This window comes from Mycoavidus sp. SF9855 (assembly GCF_024582735.1).
Lineage (GTDB): Bacteria > Pseudomonadota > Gammaproteobacteria > Burkholderiales > Burkholderiaceae > Mycoavidus.
This window is the reverse complement of sequence record NZ_CP102085.1, coordinates 1,932,641-1,952,642: the sequence shown is the minus strand read 5'-3', so window position 1 is coordinate 1,952,642 and position 20,002 is coordinate 1,932,641. Positions and strand designations below refer to the sequence as shown.

17 protein-coding genes and 1 pseudogene are annotated in these 20,002 nt (G+C 52.1%); 11 read left to right on the top strand and 7 right to left on the bottom strand.

From position 1 onward, the window contains the following. The first annotated feature begins 232 nt into the window (after positions 1-232). Positions 233-877, top strand: a complete 645-nt coding sequence (purN, locus tag NQD60_RS07835) for a phosphoribosylglycinamide formyltransferase (protein WP_257100358.1) — start codon at positions 233-235, stop codon at positions 875-877. Further along, the gene (locus tag NQD60_RS07830; RefSeq protein ID WP_257100357.1) at positions 874-2,154 is read left to right on the top strand and encodes an RsmB/NOP family class I SAM-dependent RNA methyltransferase; all 1,281 of its coding nucleotides are present in this window, start codon (positions 874-876) and stop codon (positions 2,152-2,154) included. The genes purN and NQD60_RS07830 overlap by 4 nt, the downstream gene beginning before the upstream one ends. A gap of 106 nt (positions 2,155-2,260) precedes the next feature. Here NQD60_RS07830 and NQD60_RS07825 read toward each other — a convergent pair whose 3' ends face one another. After that, complete coding sequence (locus NQD60_RS07825) at positions 2,261-3,502, bottom strand: ATP-binding protein (RefSeq protein WP_257100356.1); 1,242 nt, start codon at positions 3,500-3,502, stop codon at positions 2,261-2,263. A 117-nt stretch (positions 3,503-3,619) separates the two neighbouring features. Between NQD60_RS07825 and NQD60_RS07820 the strand changes: the two genes are divergently transcribed. Together NQD60_RS07820 and NQD60_RS07815 are read left to right on the top strand one after the other, a co-directional pair. After that, positions 3,620-4,192, top strand: a complete 573-nt coding sequence (locus tag NQD60_RS07820) for a phospholipase D family protein (RefSeq protein WP_257100355.1) — start codon at positions 3,620-3,622, stop codon at positions 4,190-4,192. A gap of 368 nt (positions 4,193-4,560) precedes the next feature. After that, positions 4,561-4,941, top strand: a complete 381-nt coding sequence (locus NQD60_RS07815) for a winged helix-turn-helix domain-containing protein (protein WP_257100354.1) — start codon at positions 4,561-4,563, stop codon at positions 4,939-4,941. A gap of 386 nt (positions 4,942-5,327) precedes the next feature. On the opposite strand, the gene secF is transcribed toward NQD60_RS07815, so the two are convergent. From secF to queA, 5 genes and pseudogenes are all read right to left on the bottom strand, one after another. After that, on the bottom strand, positions 5,328-6,278 hold the full coding sequence (secF, locus tag NQD60_RS07810) for a protein translocase subunit SecF (protein ID WP_257100353.1): 951 nt from the start codon (positions 6,276-6,278) through the stop codon (positions 5,328-5,330). A gap of 106 nt (positions 6,279-6,384) precedes the next feature. Continuing rightward, positions 6,385-8,235, bottom strand: a pseudogene (gene secD, locus NQD60_RS07805) (protein translocase subunit SecD); the annotation flags it as partial. A gap of 133 nt (positions 8,236-8,368) precedes the next feature. Continuing rightward, complete coding sequence (gene yajC, locus NQD60_RS07800; RefSeq protein WP_257100352.1) at positions 8,369-8,701, bottom strand: preprotein translocase subunit YajC; 333 nt, start codon at positions 8,699-8,701, stop codon at positions 8,369-8,371. A 79-nt stretch (positions 8,702-8,780) separates the two neighbouring features. Further along, complete coding sequence (tgt, locus tag NQD60_RS07795; RefSeq protein WP_257100351.1) at positions 8,781-9,911, bottom strand: tRNA guanosine(34) transglycosylase Tgt; 1,131 nt, start codon at positions 9,909-9,911, stop codon at positions 8,781-8,783. After that, a complete protein-coding gene (gene queA / locus NQD60_RS07790; protein ID WP_257100350.1) occupies positions 9,905-11,011 on the bottom strand; it encodes a tRNA preQ1(34) S-adenosylmethionine ribosyltransferase-isomerase QueA in 1,107 nt (368 codons plus the stop codon). Before queA ends, tgt begins: the two co-directional genes overlap by 7 nt. Before the next feature lie 95 nt (positions 11,012-11,106). On the opposite strand from queA, the gene recG reads away from it, so the two are divergent. The 6 genes from recG (at position 11,107) to gap (ending at position 18,073) form a co-directional block, all read left to right on the top strand. After that, on the top strand, positions 11,107-13,251 hold the full coding sequence (gene recG / locus NQD60_RS07785; protein WP_257100349.1) for an ATP-dependent DNA helicase RecG: 2,145 nt from the start codon (positions 11,107-11,109) through the stop codon (positions 13,249-13,251). Positions 13,252-13,477: 226 nt separating this feature from the next. Continuing rightward, positions 13,478-13,906: a 50S ribosomal protein L13 gene (gene rplM / locus NQD60_RS07780; protein ID WP_223692227.1), complete on the top strand. Its 429-nt coding sequence runs from the start codon at positions 13,478-13,480 to the stop codon at positions 13,904-13,906. A 10-nt stretch (positions 13,907-13,916) separates the two neighbouring features. Next, a complete protein-coding gene (gene rpsI, locus NQD60_RS07775) occupies positions 13,917-14,309 on the top strand; it encodes a 30S ribosomal protein S9 (RefSeq protein ID WP_257100348.1) in 393 nt (130 codons plus the stop codon). Positions 14,310-14,509: 200 nt separating this feature from the next. Further along, a complete protein-coding gene (gene erpA, locus NQD60_RS07770; RefSeq protein WP_257101298.1) occupies positions 14,510-14,878 on the top strand; it encodes an iron-sulfur cluster insertion protein ErpA in 369 nt (122 codons plus the stop codon). 36 nt (positions 14,879-14,914) lie between these two features. Beyond that, positions 14,915-16,933 (top strand): transketolase, encoded by a 2,019-nt coding sequence (tkt, locus tag NQD60_RS07765; protein ID WP_257100347.1) that lies wholly within the window; start codon positions 14,915-14,917, stop codon positions 16,931-16,933. Positions 16,934-17,062: 129 nt separating this feature from the next. Then, positions 17,063-18,073, top strand: coding sequence for a type I glyceraldehyde-3-phosphate dehydrogenase (gene gap / locus NQD60_RS07760; RefSeq protein WP_257100346.1), 1,011 nt, complete (start codon positions 17,063-17,065; stop codon positions 18,071-18,073). 270 nt (positions 18,074-18,343) lie between these two features. Here gap and NQD60_RS07755 read toward each other — a convergent pair whose 3' ends face one another. Continuing rightward, positions 18,344-18,478, bottom strand: coding sequence for a hypothetical protein (locus tag NQD60_RS07755; RefSeq protein ID WP_257100345.1), 135 nt, complete (start codon positions 18,476-18,478; stop codon positions 18,344-18,346). Positions 18,479-18,557: 79 nt separating this feature from the next. Between NQD60_RS07755 and NQD60_RS07750 the strand changes: the two genes are divergently transcribed. Further along, positions 18,558-19,955 carry an NAD(P)-dependent oxidoreductase gene (locus NQD60_RS07750; protein WP_257100344.1) on the top strand — a complete coding sequence of 466 codons (1,398 nt, stop codon included), beginning with the start codon at positions 18,558-18,560 and terminating at the stop codon, positions 19,953-19,955. The last annotated feature ends 47 nt before the right edge of the window (positions 19,956-20,002 follow it).

Sequence of the window (20,002 nt, the reverse complement as noted above, 5' to 3'; positions counted from 1 at the left end):
TAACCATTGTTGATTGGACACTGTCGGTTGCGCAAATGATCTGACACTTGCCGCTTCGATGCTGCCATAAACCCAATTTTTGCCTATCCACTGCTTTTCGTGCTGTTTAACCGTTTAATCGAGCTATCCTGTTTTTCGGCTAGCTCAGAAGAGGAAGATAACAAGTATAGCACTGGGTACTTATTACGCTCAGAGGGAATGAATCGGTCGTCTCTGGTGTTAAAATCCGTCAATGAAAAAAATTGTGATTCTAATTTCCGGGCGCGGCAGCAATATGGAAGCGATTGTGCGCGCCTGTGAAGCGCAGCGTTGGCCTGCACGCGTTGCGGCTGTAATTGCAAATCGGGCCGATGCCCAAGGTCTGATCTTCGCGCGCTCGCAAGGGATTGCGGCGGTGACCGTTGATTCAAAGACGTATCCTGAGCGCGCGTTGTTTGAAGCAGCGCTGGCTGAAGCAATTGATTCATTTACGCCAGATTTGATTGTATTAGCGGGTTTTATGCGGGTCTTAACAGCAGCTTTCGTTGAGCGTTACGCAAACCGCATACTGAACGTCCATCCCTCATTGTTACCGAGCTTTCGTGGCTTAAACACGCATCAGCGCGCGTTAGATTCCGGTGTCAAAATCCATGGCGCGACGGCCCATTTCGTTAACTCAGAACTCGATGGCGGGCCGATTATTGCCCAGTCCGTCGTACCTGTAATGGTGGATGATGACGAGACAACCCTAGCCGCACGCGTCTTGGCGAGCGAACACATCCTCTATCCGCGCGTCGTACGCTGGTTTATCGAAGACCGGCTGATGCTTGATGGCGCGCGCGTGAGATTGATACCACCTGACCCCCAATGGCTGATTGCCCCCGAAGGCTCAATATGAGAAAACTTCCTCCTTGGCTCATCGATCAAAGCGAAACATTGCTCAATGAGTTATTGAAATTTACCGGCCCGGCAGATGTCGTCACCAGCCGTTTTTTTCGCTCCCAGCCAAAGCTTGGCCATGCTGAACGTGGCTTCATTGCTGAAGCGGTATTTGCAGTCTTGCGCCGTAAGCTTGAATTTGCGCATTTGGCTGAAAGCGGCAGCAACCGGCCTACTCGGCGGCTTGCACTGCTTGGACTGATGCAAACAGTGGGGCGGCAAACACTGCTGCCTTCGGTATCTGCTGCTGAGGTAGAGTGGCTTGAGCGCGTCGCAAAAATTGATCCGGCAAGCTTACCCCCACGGATTCAAATGAATTTGCCGGAGTGGCTTGAGGCAGCGCTCAGTGAGCAACTCTCCGGCAAGGGTTTTAGCGCCGATGAATACAAACACCTGGCCACCGTGCTCAACTACCCCGCGACGCTTGATTTGCGGGTCAATCCCCTCAAAGCAAGCCGTGATGAAGTGATTGCTACGCTGGCTGAAGCTGGCATAGAAGCACAGGCTACCCCATTTGCGCCGTTTGGCGTGCGCGTGACAGGTAAACCCGCGTTAAACCGTCTGCTGGCTTTTGAGCAAGGTCACTTTGAAGTGCAAGATGAAGGCAGTCAGTTACTGTGCCATCTGGTCGCGCCTAAACGAGGTGAGATGGTGGTGGATTTTTGTGCGGGAGCGGGTGGCAAAACACTGGCGCTAGGAGCGCTGATGCGCTCTACCGGGCGTTTGTATGCCTTTGATGTGGCCGATAGGCGCCTGGCAAAACTTAAGCCCCGGCTGGCAAAAAGCGGTCTGTCTAATGTCCATCCTGTGCTTCTGGATAGTGAGCACGATAGCAAGATCAAGCGCCTGGCTGGCAAGATTGATCGGGTTTTGATTGATGCACCATGCAGTGGTTTAGGCACGCTACGCCGTAATCCTGACCTTAAGTGGCGACACACGCCTGCGTCAGTGGCTGAGTTGGCGCTTAAGCAAGCCTCAATTCTGGCGAGCGCGGCGCGTCTGGTTAAGCCAGGTGGACGCTTGATTTATGCAACCTGCAGCTTGCTTGCGGCAGAAAATGAAGCCGTGGTTGAAGCTTTCTTGGCAGCGCATCCGGGGTTTGAGTTAATCCCCGCGAGTGGGGTGTTTGCCGGACAGCATATCGATCTTGATACCGGTGATTATTTATCGCTATGGCCGCACCGGCATATGACAGATGGTTTTTTTGCTGCGGTGCTTGAGCGGCGTGTTGAATAAAAGGCCATCTCGAGCTTAAATTCATCTTGCTAGATCTCCCCCGAACTCTGTGTATCGGGGGCCTGCCGTATTTTGTTGACCCATGTAGCGCGTGAGACAGCCGTGCTTATCCCCAAAGGCAGGATATAGGCGCGGCGAATAGACGACCCCCAAACGGAACGATGTTCTCCCCGTTATAAAAAACAATCCCGAGCTTAAAGTCATTTTGGCAGATATGAGCTAGCTTGCGCAGCCCTTTGAAATCACTGGCAGAGATCGACGCGGATGACTTAATTTCGATACCAAGCACGGCGCCTACTTCGTTTTCAACCACAAGATCTACTTCATCTAGCTCTTTATCTCGATAGTGGTGGAGCGTATACGTTTCATCGCTCCATGTGATCTGCTTCATTATTTCAGAGACAACGAAAGTCTCAAGGAGCGGACCAAATAGGGTGCGGTTTTCTGCAATTCGTTCAGGTGTTGCACCTAGCATACTGGCCAGTAATCCGGCATCAAAAAAATGTAGCTTGGGCGTCTTGATAACTCGTTTAAGCTGATTGCGGAACCAAGGTTTGAGGCGATAAACAAGAAATAATTGCTCGAAAACAGCCAAATATTTACTTGCCGTCTTGCTATCAAGGCCAAGTTGGCCCGCAATCTGGGTGAAATTAAGCAATTGCCCAGAGTGGTGGGCGAGAATTTGTAGCAAACGCGGTAAAAGGTCAAATTTCTCAATCTTTGCGACGTCTCGCACATCGCGCTGTAAGAGCGCATGTAGGTAATCACGTCGCCATGCTTGGCGCCGTTTTGGATTTTGACGCACAAACATTTCTGGATAACCGCCAGTCAACACGGTTTGCACCAGCGCATGATCGAGCATTATTTCTGCTGGCTGCACAAGGGCGCCAGCAAATGCATGAGCTAGGAATGCTGGCTTTTTACTGTTGATCTCAGCGAGAGAAAGGGGCAACAGTTGCACGATTTCCATGCGTCCAGCTAAGCTCTCTGATACTGTCGGCAGAGTGAGTATATTGGCTGAGCCAGTGAGCAGGAAGCGCCCGGGCCGGCGATCATCATCAACCGCCTTTTTGATTGCGCGTAATAGCTCGGGGGCCCGCTGTACTTCATCGATAATGGCATAATCCAGTTGGCGCACAAATCCGCTTGGGTCGCTGCGAGCAGCCGCAAGCACTGTGTCATCGTCAAGCGTAATGTAGACATGGCTCGTGCTGGCAAACTGGCGAACCAAGGTGGTTTTACCGCACTGACGCGGGCCGTTGACCATCACCACTGGGGTGTCTTTAAGCGCCGTGAGGATGCGCTCGATGGCAAACCGCGGAAAAAGGGTTAAATGAGTCCCGGCCATTTCGTATTTAAACTCCGTCTAATATGGATTTGGCTCCCGTCCAATTCGGATTATAAGCTCGTCTAATTTGGATTGAAAGTTCGTCCAATGCGGATTATAAACTCCTGTGATCGAATCATGAAGGCTCTTTTTAGTTTAAGTACATTGCTTGTCTTGACGGCATCGTTAGTGACTGCAAGCGATGCTCGCATATCAGTTAACTACATGCCACCTGTAGTGCTGAAGGCGCAAGGCACGGTGCAGGCTGCGTTTGTGCCACGCGATAATGTTGAAGGATTAATCTTGGCTGCTGTGCGGCGTGCGCGCAAACAAGTTCTAGTACAAGCCTATCTGCTGTCAAATAAACGAATTATTCATGCCTTGCTTAAGGCTCATGCGCGCGGCGTCGATGTGCGCATATTAGTTGACGCCGCGCGGCTGGAAGAGGCACGCGATTCGCGCCTATCTACGCTGGCTCAGGCTGGCATTTGGGTTCGCCGAGAAGTGAAATATCGTAATGCCCATAACAAGGTGATGATAATCGACGCTAATAGCGCGCATCCGGTGTTGATTACAGGTAGTTTTAATTTTACGTATACGGCGCAGCAAAAAAATGCAGAGAATATGCTGATTATTCGGGATTTTCCAGCGCTGGCGCGTGAATATGCAAAGAATTGGCAACGTCATGCGGATGAGGCTGTGCGGTACTAATTCGGGACGGCAGGCTGTGATCAATTTCTGTAAAATTGAGTGATTCACATCAACTCAATCAAGTGGTAGAGAAAGCCGCCTTGTTTGGGGGTACCCATAACCCACCCAAAAACCGGACAATTTACGTGTTAAAGACCGGGCAATTCATTTGCTCCCCACAGGTATGGCTGAAAGCACTTGCGCATCCTTTGTGATTGGTTTGTATTTCCCCTTATTGATTGAATTTAAGGGTTGGGCTCTGATTACCATTGCACTGGTAGCTACTCAAAATCTTGCTATTCGGAGATCTGATTTTTCCGATGGACAACAACTCAATGGATTCTCAGTATTGCGTATCGTAGTCAATTAGGCTGCATTTGAAGCTAATTATGCTTCAACTTATATCTCAAACTCTTTTTGGTGAATATCGTCGCCATGTTTTAGGCTTGCTTTTGCTGCACCCCGAGCAGTCTTATCATGTTCGGGAAATCGCACGCCTTACGGGTACTGTGGCGGGTACGCTTCACAAAGAGCTGAACAAATTGGCAAGCGCAGGTATTTTGTTGCGTCAGCAGCGTGGCAATCAACTTGTCTATAGCGCTAATCAGGCGAACCCTATCTATGGCGAGCTAGCCGCTATTATGCGTAAGACCTCAGGGCTAGCGCATGTGATTGCACAAGCGCTGGTACCAGTAGTGGCACAATATGGGCTTATAATGGTTTACATTGGTAGTTTGAAGTGGTTCAGCTTAAAAGGAGAAGGCAAATGATTATTGTATATGCCACGATGGCAGTTATGCTATCTCTTGCTGTTTCTGCTGCGTTGTACGCTAAAAAGCAATACGAACAGCAACCTCCTAAAAACCGATCCTAACATTAAGAACTCTGTACAAAGTCACGCCTATGCTGAACGTGTAGGACTGCTTTATACCGCCTTTTCAATGCTAAAAAATGGCCCTGCGCGCTCATTTCATAGCAATTTCATTAGCGACTCACATAGCGAGCTTAGTCTGTAATAGGCATTTCACGAGTTCATCGTCTGTTGATAAATCTTTGCCGCTTCAACATGGCCCTAAATTTTTCCACATAAAATCGATCTGAGCTTCAATGTTCAGATATCTTTTTGGAGGCTCTATAGATAAGAATCTAACAAACCTTAAACCTGCGCCCCAGCATTCGGATCATTCCGATCATATTTAGGCTTAGCCGGTTTAATCAGATCTTCGCGTTTCACGCCAAGCCACATGGCAATCGCGGCGGCGACAAAGACCGATGAATAAATCCCGAACAAAATCCCGATGGTGAGCGCTAATGAGAAAAAGTGCAGCGTAGGCCCACCAAATAACAGCATCGCTAATACCATCATCTGGGTGCTGCCATGCGTAATAATCGTGCGCGAGATGGTGCTGGTGATGGCGTGGTTAATCACCTCAATGACGGTGAGTTTACGCGTTTTACGAAAGGTTTCACGGATCCGGTCAAAGACCACTACAGATTCATTAACCGAATAGCCTAGCACAGCAAGCACCGCGGCTAGGACTGAGAGCGAAAACTCCCACTGAAAAAATGCAAAGAAGCCGAGAATAATAATTACATCATGCAAATTGGCAAGCACCCCTGCGATTGCGTATTTCCACTCGAAGCGAAATGAGAGATACACAATAATCCCGAGTACCACGCAGATTAAAGCGAGTAGCCCATGGACAGCAAGTTCTTTGCCGACTTGTGGGCCGACAAACTCAACCCGTTGTAGGCGAACTTGCGGTGTGTGTGCACTGAGCGCGTTGATGACGTACTCGCTTTGCTGCGCAGATGACATCCCGGCTTTCAAGGGCAGGCGGATCAATACGTCGCGTGAGGTGCCAAAAGTTTGCACTTGCGCATCGTTATAGCCGAGCTTGCCAAGCGTGGCGCGCACCGGCTCGAGCTGAACCTGCTGAGGGTAATTGACTTCAAGCACCGTCCCGCCGGTAAATTCAACCGACAAATGTAGCCCGCGACTGAGTAAAAAGAACACCGCAGCGATGAACGTCAGCAATGAGATTGCGTTGAAGATCAACGCCCGCTGCATAAATGGGATGTCTTTGTGGATGCGAAAAAATTCCATCTTGCTCTCCGAATCAGCGTGACGTAGTGTGGTTAGCCGACGATGCGTTGACCTTTTTGCCGTCACTCTGATTGTCGGTAGACGGGAAGAGGGTGGCGGGCGTTGCCGGACGCCAGATCTGGCCAATTGACAGTGACTTCAGCTTGCGCCGGCCACCGTACCAGAGGTTGACTAAACCGCGGGCAAAGAATACGGCCGAGAACATTGACGTCAAAATACCGATGCAATGCACCACGGCAAAGCCTCGTACTGGCCCGGAGCCGAAGGCTAGCAAGGCAAGACCAGCAATTAAGGTGGTCACGTTTGAATCGAGAATGGTCGACCAGGCATGCTCAAAGCCAGAAGAAATGGCCGTTTGCGGTGACGCGCCATGACGCAGTTCTTCGCGGATACGCTCGTTGATTAATACGTTCGCATCGATGGCCATACCAAGGGTGAGGGCAATCGCGGCAATGCCTGGCAGAGTCAGCGTGGCTTGCAGCATCGATAGCACGGCGATTAAGAGCAGCAGGTTAAGCGAGAGGGCCAGGACTGAAACCAAGCCGAACAGCATGTAATACGCCAACATAAAGAGGGCGATAGCGGCAAAGCCATAGAGTACGGAATCAAAACCTTTCTTGATATTATCCGCGCCCAGACTAGGGCCGATGGTGCGCTCTTCAATGATTTCCATCGGCGCGGCCAGTGAGCCTGCGCGCAACAGCAAGGCGAGATCATTGGCCGCGGCAGTGGAGGCGGAGCCGGTGATCTGAAAATTTTCACCAAGCTCGGATTGAATCGTGGCGACTGTCAGGACTTCGCCTTGGCCTTTTTCAAATAACACAATCGCCATTGGCTTGCCGATGTTGTCGCGTGAGACGCTGCGCAACACGCGGCCGCCGGCTGCATCTAGGCGGATTTTAACCGCAGCTTGCTGGTGTTCATCAAAGCCTGCCGCCGCATCGGTGATGCGATCGCCAGTAAAGATAATCTGTTTTTTGAGGAGCACAGGAGCGCTGTTGCCCTCGGTGAAGAGTTCAGCACCCGCCGGCACTGGATCACGTGGATTGGGGAAACGCGGCGCGTTGACCTCGACTAAGCGAGCTTCGAGGGTTGCCGTGCGGCCTATGATGTCTTTAGCTTTAGCCGTGTCTTGTACGCCCGGGAGCTCGACAATGATGCGATCCACCCCTTGTTGTTGGATCACGGGCTCAGCCACACCGAGCTCATTGACACGATTATGCAGCGTTGCGATATTCTGCTTCAGAGCATTTTCTTGAACGGTACGCAAAGCGCTCGGAGAAAAAACGCCAATCACCTGATAGCCGTCTGCCGCTGTTTGCACGTTCCATTGCAATTCACTGAACTTGTCTGAGAGCAAGGTGCGCGTAGCTTCGGCAGGCGCCGCAGTGGCAAAATTGATGCGGATGGTTTGCTCAACGCGGCTGATGCCGCCACTACGAATAGTGCGCTCACGCAGCAGGGTACGGATATCGCTTGTGCTGGTATCGAGTTTTTTGGCGAGTGCGCCGGCCATGTCAACTTGTAACAAGAAATGCACGCCGCCACGCAAATCTAGGCCCAGATACATGGGTAGCGCGTGTAGCGCTGTCAGCCATTTAGGCGAAGCGCTTTGCAAATTTAGAGCAACAATATAAGCCGGATTAGCGGGATCGTGATTAAGGGCTTTGGCAAGTAGATCCTTGGCGCGCAGTTGAGTATCTGTATCCGCCAACCGTATGCGTACGCTAGCGTTATTGGCGCTGTTATCGAACGTCGTGTTAATCGCTGCAATTTGATTTAAAGCGAGCGCGTCTTCTACTTTTTTTAACACGCTATGATCGATCTTCACGGTTGCCCTGCCGCTTGAGATCTGCACTGCAGGCGTTTCACCAAAGAAATTAGGCAGTGTATATAGCAGGCCGATGGCGAGTGCCATCAACATCACGATATATTTCCACAGAGGGTAGCGGTTCATTGAGGGGCGCGGTGAGAATAAGGAAAAACACAATACGCAGCCATCTGCTTAGCGCTGCATTTGATTGCAAGGCTGTCACAAAACACCGGCATAAGCAGGTGGAGTTTGTGGCAGCCTTTTGAAGCGAATGCTTTTATAGCGACTTGATCGTACCTTTAGGCAAGGTCGCCGTCACTGCATTTTTTTGTACTGTAATTTCAACACCGTCAGCAATCTCAATGTCAACGTAAGCGTCGTTAACTTTGGAAACTTTGCCGAGAATACCGCCGTTGGTGACGACTTCATCGCCTTTTGCCATGGCTGCTAGCAAATTACGATGCTCTTTCTGCCGCTTCATTTGCGGGCGGATCATGATGAAATACAAGACAGCAAACATCGCGATGAGAGGCAAAAAGTTCATCAGACTAGATTCGATGCCGGTAGCGCCGGCGCTTGCGCCTTGAGCGAAAGCATGGGTAATAAACATGCTAAATCTCCATAAATGGGTGGTCAAAATGGTTGGGCATTCTACCATCATTAGATGGCGGAAGTCTTAAGCAAACGCTTTATAACACGCCACGCGCGCGCGCTGCGTGAAATTTTTGCACAAACGCGCTAAATGTGCGTGAGCCAATGGCGGCGCGCATTTCATGCATTAACTCAAGGTAATAATGCAAATTATGGAGCGTGTTGAGCCGTGCCCCCAGGATTTCGCCAACGCGATGTAAATGATGTAAATAGGCGCGCGAAAAATGGCTACAGGTATAGCAAGCACAGCTTTCGTCGAGCGGACGTGGATCTTGGCGATGCGCGGCATTCTTGATTTTTAAGTCGCCAAAGCGAGTGAAGAGCCAGCCATTACGCGCGTTGCGGGTTGGCATCACACAATCGAACATATCAATTCCTGCGGCGACGCCCGCGACTAAATCTTCCGGTGTCCCCACCCCCATCAAGTAATGCGGTTTATCGGCGGGTAAGCGCGGGCCGACATGATTCAGGATGCGCTTCATTTCCTCTTTGGGCTCACCTACGGAGAGCCCACCAATCGCATAGCCATCAAAATCCAGTTCAGTTAGCCCTGCGAGCGATTCGTCGCGCAAAGCTTCATGCATGCCGCCTTGGACAATCCCAAATAATGCATTGGGGTTGTTGAGTTGCTTAAATTCGTTGATTGAACGGCGCGCCCAACGCAACGACAAGCGCATTGAGTCGGCGGCTTCCGCTTGAGTCGTGAGCACGCCGGCAGTTGCGTATGGCGTACATTCATCGAATTGCATCGCGATGTCTGAATTCAGCTTGTGCTGTACTTGCATCGATACTTCAGGCGATAAAAAAAGGCGATCGCCGTTAATCGGCGAGGCAAAGGTGACCCCCTCTTCGGTAATTTTGCGTAAGGCGCCCAGACTAAACACCTGAAAGCCGCCGGAGTCGGTAAGAATCGGTTTTTGCCAGCCGATAAAGCGGTGCAAACCACCATGGGCGGCGATTGCCTCCAACCCTGGTCGTAGCCATAAATGAAAAGTGTTGCCAAGAATAATTTGTGCTTCGATGTCGTCAAGCTCATGTGGTGAGATGGACTTGACTGCGCCATAGGTGCCCACCGGCATAAAAATGGGCGTCTCAATCGTGCCGTGATTTAATTGTAGGCGGCCGCGGCGCGCATGGCCGTCTGTACTCAGTAAGTTAAAATTTAGCATGGTAGTCGAGTTAAAAACATGGCATCACCATAGCTGAAGAAACGATATTGTTGGCTGATGGCATGCTGGTAGGCCAGGCGCACGGTGTCAATGCCGGCAAAGGCACTCACTAGCATGAGTAAAGTCGATTTAGGTAAATGAAAATTCGTCACCAGTTGATCGACTAAGCGAAAGCGATAGCCCGGCGTGATAAAGATATCTGTTTCGCCGCTACCGGCGCGGAGCAGATGGGGGCGGGCTTCTTGCGGGTCGCTGGCATGAGCCGCGGCTTCAAGTGCACGTAGTGAGGTGGTGCCCACTGCAATCACCCGCCGTCCGGCGGCGCGAGTGTGTGCAATGACATCGACCAGCGACTGCGGTATGTGATACCACTCGCTATGCATGCGGTGTTGTGCAAGATTTTCCGTGCGCACAGGCTGAAACGTGCCAGCGCCAACGTGCAGCGTAAGGGTTGCGCGCTGTACGCCGCGCGCGTCAAGCTGGGCCAGCAGTGCTTCATCAAAATGCAAGCCGGCAGTGGGCGCCGCCACCGCGCCTGGGTTGGTGGCATAAACGGTCTGGTAACGGACTGCATCTGTTGCATCGGCGTCATGCGTAATATAAGGTGGCAGCGGTAACCGCCCATAGCGTTCGATGAGGCTCAGACAGTCGGCAGGAAAGTGCAGCGTATAAAAAGGCGCGTAAGCATCCAACTGCGATGGCGGGTTAGACTCATCAGCGTGAGCTTCAATCGGCTCGCCTATGGTCACGTCAAATGCATCGGCCAGGCGTATTGTGCTGCCTACTGCTGGGCGCTTACTGGCACGCACTTGCGCCAGCGCCGTATGCGTGCCAATAATACGCTCAATGAGTACTTCGACCTTACCACCACTTGCCTTGTGCCCGAAAAAACGGGCTTTAAGCACTTTAGTGTCATTAAATACAAGCAGATCGCCTGCTGCAATACAAGCAGGTAATTCGGTAAAGTGTCGGTCAATACATTGCGCTGGTGTGCGTGAATTATCGACTTCAAGCAAACGGCTTGCGCTACGGTTAGCGAGGGCCGTTTGGGCAATTAATTCAGCGGGCAGTTTAAAATCGAAGTCAGAAAGTGTATACATGAAGGGGCCTAAGCCACATAAAGGCCAGGGTAGGATAGGGCATGAAGCCCAATATTGTACTTGTATCTGGTTAAAGTTCTACAGAAAAGGCGGCGATGCCGGCATCTAAAACCTTGTTAAACGAACCGCTGGCGGATGCGGCGCCTGCCGCAACGCCCGCGAGTCTCCCCAAGTCCTCTTCTGGACCTCAAGCGGACAAGCTGATTAAGCTTGGGCTGAGGTGCGCGCTTGATCTGGTCTTGCATTTGCCGTTGCGCTATGACGACGAAACGACGCTCACGGCAATCCGCGATCTGCCTCCTGGCGCAAGTGCTCAGGTTGAGGGCCTGATTACTCACCATGAAATTACGTATCGAGGGCGCCGCCAACTGTGCATTACGTTAACGGATGAAAATGGCGATCCGCTGCTGCTGCGCTTTTTGAATTTTTACGGTTCGCAAGTCAAGCAGCTTGCTGTGGGCGTGCGACTGCGTGCCCGTGGTGAGGTGCGGGATGGATTTTTGGGGATGGAAATGGTGCATCCAGCGTATCGGATCGTTACCCAAGATGAAGCATTACCGCAAGTGCTGACGCCTATCTATCCAACCTGCGCGGGTTTGAGTCAAGCGTATCTACGCCGGGCGATTAATCATGCGCTGGCTGAGACCCCATTGCCAGAATTGTTTCCGCATGAGTTGCATGCCGAGATTATCGCGCCGCTGCAATTGCCACCGCTGGCGGCCGCGGTGCGCACGCTACACCATCCGCCGGCTGAGGTTGATGCCAGCGCATTGCTTGAGCGTACGCATCCGGCTTGGATCCGCATCAAATTTGAAGAACTCTTAGCGCAACAATTGTCATTAAAGCGAGCGCACATGCAACGGCGCACGCGTTCAGCGCCGGCGTTAGTTACTAGTCTTTTGGCCGCAGAGCAAACATTGGTGGCGCGCTTATTATCTGCGCTGCCGTTTGCGCTAACGTGCGCTCAGCAGCGTGTGCAAAAAGAAATTAGCGCGGATTTAGTGGTGCCCCATCCAATGCAGAGGCTCTTGCAAGGCGATGTCGGCAGCGGCAAAACGGTGCTTGCAGCACTTGCGGCAGCGCAAGCAATTGACGCCGGCTATCAAGTTGCGCTGATGGTCCCCACAGAACTGCTGGCTGAGCAACATGTGCGCAAGCTGCGTGGTTGGTTTGAGCCGCTCGGCATACATCTCGTATGGTTGACCGCAAGCCTAAAAGCCAAAGAAAAACGCACCGCATTGGCGGCGGCAGCGACAGGCGACGCGCAGTTGATTGTGGGCACGCACGCGATCATTCAAGATAAAGTTGAATTTGCCCGGCTTGGGCTGGTGATTATCGATGAGCAGCATCGTTTTGGCGTTGAGCAGCGGCTGGCATTGCGGAGCAAGGCGCACCATGAGGTGGCTGGTTTAAACTGGCAGCCCCATCAATTAATGATGAGCGCCACGCCCATCCCGCGTACGCTGGCCATGAGCTATTACGCAGATCTTGAGGTGTCTACGCTAGATGAGCTTCCGCCTGGCCGCCAGCCGGTTGTGACGAAGTTGGTTTCACAAGCGCGGCGCGAAGAAGTGATTGCGCGCGTACGGCAAGCAGCGCTGGCTGGCCGGCAGGTATATTGGGTTTGCCCATTGATCGAAGAAAGCGAAACCTTGCAATTGCAAACGGCAGAGGATACTTTTGCGATGTTATCTGCGGCGCTGCCTGAATTAAAGATTGGCTTAATCCATGGCCGGCTTAAGCCAGCAGACAAAGCTGAGGTGATGGCCGCCTTCACCCGGAATGAAATTCAGTTGTTAGTGGCCACCACGGTCATTGAAGTGGGCGTTGATATACCGAATGCATCGCTGATGGTAATTGAGCATGCTGAGCGTTTTGGCTTGTCTCAGTTACACCAATTGCGCGGCCGCACCGGACGCGGAAGCGCAGCTTCCGCCTGCGTTTTGTTATATGCTGGGCCATTGTCCTATACCGCGCGAGCGCGTTTGAATACATTGCGCGAAACGAATGATGGCTTTGAAATTGCGCGGCGTGATCTTGAAATCCGGGGGCCGGGTGAGTTTCTGGGCGCGCGTCAATCTGGTACGGCGATGCTGCGTTTTGCCGATCTGCAGGAAGATCTCTGGCTGATTGAACCCGCTCAGCGTGCCGCTGATTATTTACTGCGTAAGCACCCAGATATTGTGATGCAACATTTAAAACGCTGGCTAGAGGGACGAGAAAACTATTTAAAAGTATGATGGATAGGGCGAAGGTTTCTACTTCCATGTTGTAATGTTTTCATGCACCAGAAAATAACCCGCGATCGTTGCCTCCACCACTCCCCCTTTCGGGAAATTCTTTTAAATGCAAAAATCCTTTATAATCTAGGGTTTTCCGTTTACGCCTCCGCGGAAAAATGATAGGGAGAGCCTGCGCTAAAAATATAAGCAGGAAAAACAAGGGGTGGTTTATTTTGGATCAATCATGAAAACATTTTCTGCTAAACCTGCTGAGGTTACGCATAAATGGTATGTGGTTGACGTGAAGGATAAGATTCTCGGTCGTGTCGCCAGTGAAGTGGCGCGCCGTTTGCGCGGTAAGCACAAACCCGAGTTTACTCCACACGTCGATACCGGCGATTTTATCGTGGTCGTCAACGCAGGTCAGTTGAAAGTCACTGGCAATAAAGCCACTGACAAAAAGTATTTCCGTCACTCGGGTTACCCGGGTGGTATTTATGAAACAACTTTCAGCAAGATGCAAGAGCGTTTCCCAGGGCGCGCGCTAGAAAAGGCCGTTAAAGGGATGTTGCCTAAAGGCCCGCTAGGGTATGCAATGATCAAGAAACTTAAGATCTATGCAAACGATTCCCACCCGCATACGGCACAGCAGCCGCAAGCCCTAGAAATCTAAAGAGACCGTTATGATTGGAAACTGGAACTATGGCACCGGCCGCCGCAAAAGTGCGGTTGCGCGCGTCTTTATTAAGCAGGGTAGCGGCGCTATCATTGTGAATGACAAGCCAATCGCTGATTATTTCTCGCGTGAAACATCGCTAATGATTGTGCGCCAGCCACTTGAGCTGACCCAACATGGCCAAACGTTTGATGTTAAAGTCAACGTGAGCGGCGGTGGCGAGACCGGTCAAGCGGGTGCGGTGCGTCATGGCATTACTCGTGCGTTAATCGATTATGATCTGACGTTAAAGCCTGCTTTGTCGAAAGCCGGCTTTGTGACCCGAGATGCCCGCGAAGTTGAGCGTAAGAAGGTCGGCTTTCATAAAGCCCGCCGTCGTAAGCAATTCTCGAAGCGTTAATATATTTGTTGGCACGCAAGTGCTGGTGGATATTGCTCGAAAAAAGCCGCTTATGCGGCTTTTTTCAAATAGGGGACTTTACCTATTCTTCCAGAAGCCAGCTACACTATATGCGTAGTGTAATATCAGCAGCATTGCGATCGACTTGAGCCGCCTCGCGGCTTTATAATGTCGGAACCCTGTTTTATTTGGAGAAAATGATGAGCGCGGCAATTGAAGTTTCTGCAGCAGACAACCCTCCAGCGCCACTAATTTTTACCGATAGCGCGGCGAATAAGGTGAAGCAATTAATTGATGAAGAAGGCAATACAGCACTCAAGCTGCGCGTTTTTGTGCAAGGTGGCGGTTGCTCGGGCTTTCAATACGGTTTTACTTTTGACGAAGAAATCGGTGAAGACGATACCGTCATGGATAAAAACGGTGTTCAGCTACTGATTGATGCGATGAGCTATCAATATTTGGTAGGGGCTGAAATTGATTATAAAGATGATCTGAGTGGTGCGCAGTTTGTGATCAAAAATCCGAACGCATCGACCAGTTGCGGTTGTGGCTCTTCATTTTCTGTCTGATGCCTATCTAAGTGTTGTTTTAAATCTAAAAAAATAATGTCGTCAACTTCTCAGGCCACACGGATGGCGAATGCGATCCGTGTGTTAGCTATAGATGCAGTGCAGCAAGCGAATTCTGGTCACCCTGGCATGCCGATGGGCATGGCCGAAATTGCCGTTGCGCTTTGGCATCGTCATTTGAAACATAATCCAACGAATCCCCATTGGCCTGACCGTGACCGCTTTGTGCTGTCAAATGGACATGGTTCAATGTTGCTGTATGCGCTGCTCCATTTGACCGGCTATGATAGTCTGCCAATCGAAGAGTTAAAACGCTTTAGGCAATTGCATAGCAAGACCCCTGGACATCCAGAAGTCGGTATTACGTCAGGGGTAGAGACCACCACCGGCCCACTTGGACAAGGGCTCGCCAACGCAGTTGGGATGGCGCTTGCTGAGGCGCTGCTGGCACAAGAATTCAATCATGACGAGATCAAAATCGTCGACCATTACACCTATGCTTTCGTTGGCGATGGTTGCCTGATGGAAGGCATTTCGCATGAAGTCTGTTCATTAGCTGGCACCTTGAGGCTCGCCAAATTGATCGTATTGTATGACGACAATGGGATCTCAATTGACGGTAACGTTGAACACTGGTTTGCGGATAATACGCCACAGCGCTTTGAAGCTTATGGCTGGCACGTTATTCGTCAAGTCGATGGACACGATGTCGAGGCGGTAGATACCGCCATTGCTGCCGCGAAAAAAGCCGGTAAGCCAACTTTGATTTGTTGCCGCACAGTGATCGGCAAGGGCGCTCCCACTAAAGCGGGGGGGCATGATGTCCACGGCGCTCCGTTAGGCGCAGCTGAGATCGCGGCTACCCGGATAGCGCTTGACTGGCCGTTTGAGCCTTTTGCCATACCTGCTGAAGTTTACGCCGCTTGGGGCGCGCGTGACCGTGGCGCTGAAGCGGAAGCTGACTGGCGCGAGCGCTTTGACGCTTATCGCGCGAAGTACCCGCAGCAAGCTCTTGAATTTATGCGCCGCATCAACGGCGAACTGCCGGCTAACTGGCCTGAGGCAACCCGCGCCTTCATCGCCGGTACTTATGCAAAAGCTGAAACCATTGCTACCCGTAAAGCTTCGCAACAGACCATTGACGGCCTGGCTGCGATCCTGCCCGAATTGCTCGGCGGCTCAGCAGATTTGACCGGGTCAAATTTGACCAACTGGAAAGCTGCAAAACCCGTGCGTGCGACTGAACATGGCTTGCAATTCGGCCATCATATCAATTATGGCGTGCGTGAATTCGGTATGAGCGCAGTGTTGAATGGCATTGCATTGCATGGTGGTTATCGGCCGTTTGGCGGCACCTTCTTGACGTTTTCCGATTACAGTCGCAATGCGCTTCGTGTCGCTGCCTTAATGAAGGCGCGTTCGATCTTCGTGTTTACGCATGACTCAATCGGTTTAGGTGAAGATGGCCCGACGCATCAGCCAGTCGAGCACCTCGCCAGCCTGCGCTTGATTCCGCAGCTGGATGTATGGCGTGCCGCTGATACCGTTGAGACCGCGGTAGCATGGGTACATGCGGTTGAGAGACAGGGACCCAGTTGTCTGGTGTTTAGCCGCCAGAATTTACCCTTTATTGCGCGTAGTGATGCGCAGATTGAGAACATCGCTAAAGGTGGCTATGTGCTGCGTGATTGGAATGAAGAGATCGTTGCACACAAGTTGATTCTGCTGGCTACCGGTTCAGAAGTCGAGCTGGCGTTAGCGGCAATTGAGCCACTTGCGCGCGTCGGCATTGCGGCGCGTATTGTATCCATGCCTGCAACCACCGTGTTTGACCGGCAAACGGCAGATTGGCGTGAATCTGTATTGCCCAAAGGGGTGATGCGGATGGCGATTGAGGCGGGCGTGAGCGATTACTGGCGCAAATACGTTGGCCTGGAAGGTGACGTGATTGGCCTTGATACGTTTGGCGAGTCAGCCCCGGCGGCGGCGCTCTTTGAGCATTTCGGTTTTACTGTAGAAAATATTGTCAAAAAGGCGCGCGCTTTGTTGAGCTAGCGGCGACTGACACAATGGTTTGTGCGTATGCCAGCGCTTACTGAACAGATCGCTTGCGAGTCGGTTAATTCATAGAGTAGGCGATGGCGTACGTGTTCATTATTCACTTAGGTAATCAGGAGAGAAAAAATGACGGTTCGCGTCGCAATTAATGGCTATGGCCGTATTGGCCGCAATACGCTACGCGCATTTTATGAAGCAGGTAAAAAGCACGATCTCGAGATTGTGGCGATTAATGATCTAGGCGATGCCAAGACCAATGCTCATTTGACGCAATACGATACAACCCATCGTCAATTTCCAGGTACGGTAGAAGTCGATGGCGAAAACCTAATCGTCAATGGCGACCGGATTCGAGTCTTGGCTAATCGTAACCCAGCGGCTTTGCCATGGGGCGAGCTTGGGGTCGATGTGGTGCTGGAATGCACCGGGTTTTTTACCAGCAAAGAAAAGGCCAGCGCCCATTTGCAAGGGGGCGCGAAGAAAGTCATTATTTCAGCGCCTGGCGGCAAAGATATGGATGCCACGATTGTGTATGGCGTGAACCATCAGACGCTAAAAAAAGAGCACACCGTGATTTCAAATGCATCGTGCACGACCAATTGTCTGGCCCCTTTGGTTAAGCCATTACATGACAAGATTGGGGTGGTCAACGGTTTGATGACAACCATCCATTCTTATACTAATGACCAGGTTCTGACCGATGTTTATCATGAAGACCTGCGGCGCGCGCGTTCGGCCACGCAGAGCATGATCCCAGCTAAAACCGGCGCTGCCTCAGCGGTTGGCTTAGTCCTGCCTGAGCTGAACGGCAAGCTTGATGGCTTTGCCATCCGTGTGCCGACGATCAATGTATCGATTGTGGATTTATCTTTTGTGGCAGCGCGCGACACCACAGTGGATGAGGTCAACGCAATTCTAAAAGAAGCCGCTGATGGTCCGCTCAAAGGCATCCTGGCCTACAACACACTGCCGCTTGTTTCGACAGATTTCAATCACCATCCAGCGTCGTCAATTTTTGATGCAACCCTGACTAAAGTATCAGGCCGGCTGGTTAAAGTCTCGAGTTGGTATGACAATGAATGGGGCTTTTCAAATCGCATGCTAGATACAGCAGTGGCGTTTGCACAGGCGAAGTAAACCCGTTTAAAGCTCAAGTAGCCTCAATAAGGGGTCGTCTCAGAAAACGGGATTTAAAGCACGTTAAGACTTTGGTTGCGTCACCAGCTTGCTCTTGGAAAGTAGCCAAGCCCAGGCGTTATCAAAGGTCTTTTACGTGCATCGGGACAAAACGCTGTTTATCTTAGATGGCTTAGATGAAGTGGTCGGGGAGCTAAACGAAGGCAGGCCTTTAAAGGATTTTTTACAGACGTTGCTCAAAAGGGTTTGGGCGTCATGCCGAGCCGGAACCTAGAAGCCGAGCAAAAAAATCCGCGCGATGATATGCTTGCACAAATAGACGCTGAACTGCGCGGTGGCATCGCAAATATTGCGGCCGCTAGTAAGCTCGAGGCGTGGGCTATCCAGCGCGTCGCCGTTTTGCATTGCGTCATTTGCTTTACATCACACCTGCTAGTGGCTTACGTTCGGCAGGGCCATGTTTCTTGCCCAAAGGAGCACTTCGATGACATTACACAAGAACGGCGATATCGCTGCAGGCTGCCTGCCTGCAGAACAACTCGCGGCAAACTTTGTCGATGTGGCGCCCCCGCTCAGCGCTCACGCGGCGGTTGTCGAGGCGCACCGCTGCTACTACTGCTACGACGCGCCGTGTGTAAACGCATGCCCAACGAGTATCGACATTCCGGGCTTTATCCGCAAGATTGGCAACGGCAACCTGGTGGGTGCCGCGCGCGACATCCTATCAGCCAACCCGCTTGGCGGCATGTGTGCGCGCGCGTGTCCGACCGAGATTCTGTGCGAAGGCGCTTGTGTACTCAACCACCAGGACCGCATGCCGGTTGCGATTGGCGCGTTGCAACGGCATGCAACCGATCACCAGATGGCGCATGAAGTGGTATCGGGTAAACCGCTCTTCGCACGGGCGGCCGATACTGGGCGGCACGTCGCCGTGGTCGGTGCCGGGCCAGCCGGTCTCGCATGCGCGCATACGCTCGCACTGAGTGGACATCGGGTAACGATCTTCGATGCGCATGACAAGCCGGGTGGACTCAATGAGTACGGCATCGCCGCATATAAAACTGTCGACGATTTCGCGCAGCGTGAAGTGCAATGGCTGCTGTCGATCGGCGGCATTGAGCTACGTGCCCGGCACCAGCTCGGTCGCGACGTCGCGCTTACGCAGTTGCGTGAACAGTTCGACGCCGTGTTCCTCGGCATCGGGCTGGGTGGCATTAATGCGTTGCAAGCCGATGGCGAAACGTTTGCCGGTGTGCTGAACGCAGTCGATTTCATCGCCCAGCTACGTCAAAGCGATGACCTCAGTACGTTGCCGGTCGGACACCACGTGGTTGTAATCGGCGGTGGCAACACCGCGATCGATGCCGCCGTACAAAGCGTCAAACTTGGCGCGCGGCAGGTTACGATGGTCTACCGGCGTGGCGTGGCGCAGATGAGCGCAACATGGGCGGAACGTGACTTCGCACGAAAACAAGGCGTGGTGCTGCGCGAATGGGCCAGGCCGCTGCGCATCGTTGGCATGCCGCATGCCGGCAGTGGCGACGCGCATGCGAGCGCAGTGCAGTTCGAGACTACACGGCTGGATGCCGAAGGCCGGTTCGAAGGGACCGGCGAGACATTTTGCATCAAAGCGGACGTTGTGCTAAAGGCAATAGGCCAGACGCTTGTATCTGATGGCCTTGACGCACAACTACTGACACTCGACGGTGCACGGATCGCGGTGGACGCCGATGGCGCCACGTCACTGCCTGGTGTTTGGGCAGGCGGTGACTGCACTAACCATCAGGCGCTCGATTTAACCGTGCAGGCCGTGCAGGACGGCAAGCTCGCCGCGCACGCGATCATCCGGCAGTTCGCCCGCACCGTGGCCACAGCCATGTAACAGAGCACAACGGCGCATAGCCAATTGCAATTCCACATTGACATCAG